Origin of the sequence: Bacillus sp. JJ1127, from assembly GCF_036965845.1 — a bacterium.
In the GTDB taxonomy this organism is placed as follows: Bacteria; Bacillota; Bacilli; order Bacillales; family Bacillaceae_G; genus Bacillus_A.
Genome location: NZ_JBALQK010000417.1, coordinates 1 through 1,851, shown reverse-complemented (window position 1 = coordinate 1,851; position 1,851 = coordinate 1). Strand labels below are relative to the sequence as shown.

Annotated in this window: 2 protein-coding genes; both read left to right on the top strand. The window is 33.9% G+C overall.

All coding sequences use genetic code 11. The annotated features are described in order from the left end of the window. The first annotated feature begins 96 nt into the window (after positions 1–96). Positions 97–972, top strand: a complete 876-nt coding sequence (gene dat / locus V7183_RS25385; RefSeq protein ID WP_335361263.1) for a D-amino-acid transaminase — start codon at positions 97–99, stop codon at positions 970–972. 103 nt (positions 973–1,075) lie between these two features. Next, entirely contained in the window at positions 1,076–1,723 is a 648-nt protein-coding gene (locus tag V7183_RS25380; protein ID WP_335361262.1) for a nitroreductase family protein, read from the top strand. Positions 1,724–1,851: the final 128 nt, after the last annotated feature.

The window sequence follows — 1,851 nt, the reverse complement described above, 5'->3', positions numbered from 1 at the left end:
GTAGGTGTTTTATTGATTTAAATGACTGAAAATTCTTTGTATTTATTGTGGATGGGTTGTAAAATGAAACTATTATTAGGAAAGGAGTGGAGAATGGTGAAAGGAGCTCATAAAGATTGGATTTTGTTTAATGGAAGAATTGTGAATACGAAGGAAGAACAGCCGATGGTTGCGCTAGAAGAACGAGGTTTACAATTTGGTGATGGAATATATGAGGTGTTCCGTTTATATAATGGGAAACCTCACTTGCTAGATTTGCATTTAGAAAGATTCTTTAAATCCATGAAGGAAATTCATCTTAATCCACCTTTTACAAAAGAGGAACTGATTGAACAACTTCAGCAATTAATTGAAAAAAATCAATTTCAAGAAGATGGGAATGTGTATGTTCAAATTTCAAGAGGAGCTCAGCCGCGAAATCATGTATATGATTCGAACTTGAAGCCAATGTATTTTGCAAATATTGTACCGTTTCCAAGACCGACTGAACTTATGGAAAAGGGGATTAAAGTAACGGTAGAGGAAGATATTCGTTGGAAGTTTTGTCATATAAAATCCTTAAATCTTCTTCCAAATATTATGATTAAAAATAAAATTAATGAAGAAGGATATCAAGAGGCGATATTAGTTCGAGATGGAATTATAACAGAAGGTTGCCATTCAAATTTCTTTATTATAAAAAATAATAAAGTGATTACGCATCCAGCAGATCACTTTATCTTACATGGAATTACTCGTCATCATGTCATTTCGTTAGCAAAATCTCTACATATTGAAGTAGAAGAGCGAGAATTTTCATTACAGGAAGTATATGAAGCGGATGAATGCTTCTTTACAGCGACGCCTCTTGAAATATTTCCGGTTACTCAAATTGGAGATGAGCAATTTGGTAATGGAGAAAGAGGAGCAGTTACGAAAAAACTACAAGCTGCTTATGAAGAAAGTATTGCACCTTTAAAAGTAACAAATTGAGTATATAAGGAAAGGGAAGCTGGTATTCCACCAGCTTTTTTTCATGATATAATGCAAGCGTAGGACAAATTTTAAAAATGCTGTAAAAGGGGATTTTATGTATATGAATTATGAAGCATTTAAAGAAATAATTCACGGACGCCGTAGTGTGCGAAAGTTTATAGAACAAGAGGTATCTGTTAGTGACATAGAAGAGATTATTGATTGTGCTCGTTATGCTCCAAGTGATACGAACTCACAAACGTGGGAATTTATTGTCATTATGAATCGAGATAAAATTAAAGATATCGAAAAAATGACATGGGATGCATTACATACGTTAGCTGAAAAGGCGGCAAAAAATGGAGAAGAAAAAGCTGGGAAGCTATTAACTCGTTCATTTGGGCCATATGCAACCGCCTTTTCTGAAGCACCAGTGCTAATTGTATGTTTAGCAACTCCGTATGAATCAAAGTTTCGTGAAAAAATATTTGATCCAATCAAATTCGTTCCAGATGCAGTATGGGAAGAAGAGGGGATTAAAAGTAGCTGTTTAGCGGCTCAAAATTTAATGCTGGCAGCACATGCAAGAGGTCTTGGGACTTGTCCGATGACAGGACCCGTTTTATTAGCACAAAATGAATTGCGAAAATATTTACAAATTGATCCACAGAAACAAATTAATATGGTAATTTCGCTAGGATATCCAAAAGATAAGCCAAAGAAGCTTGCTCGAAAAGAAGTAACAGATATTACAAAGTTTATTTATTAGGATATTTTTGTGATAAACGTGAAAAAGACATTGGATATACCAATGTCTTTTTATACTGGATTGAAATGATGAATTTTGTTCAAGATTTTACTGTCCTAGGTTATAAAGTGAATGAGTTATTAAAAGAG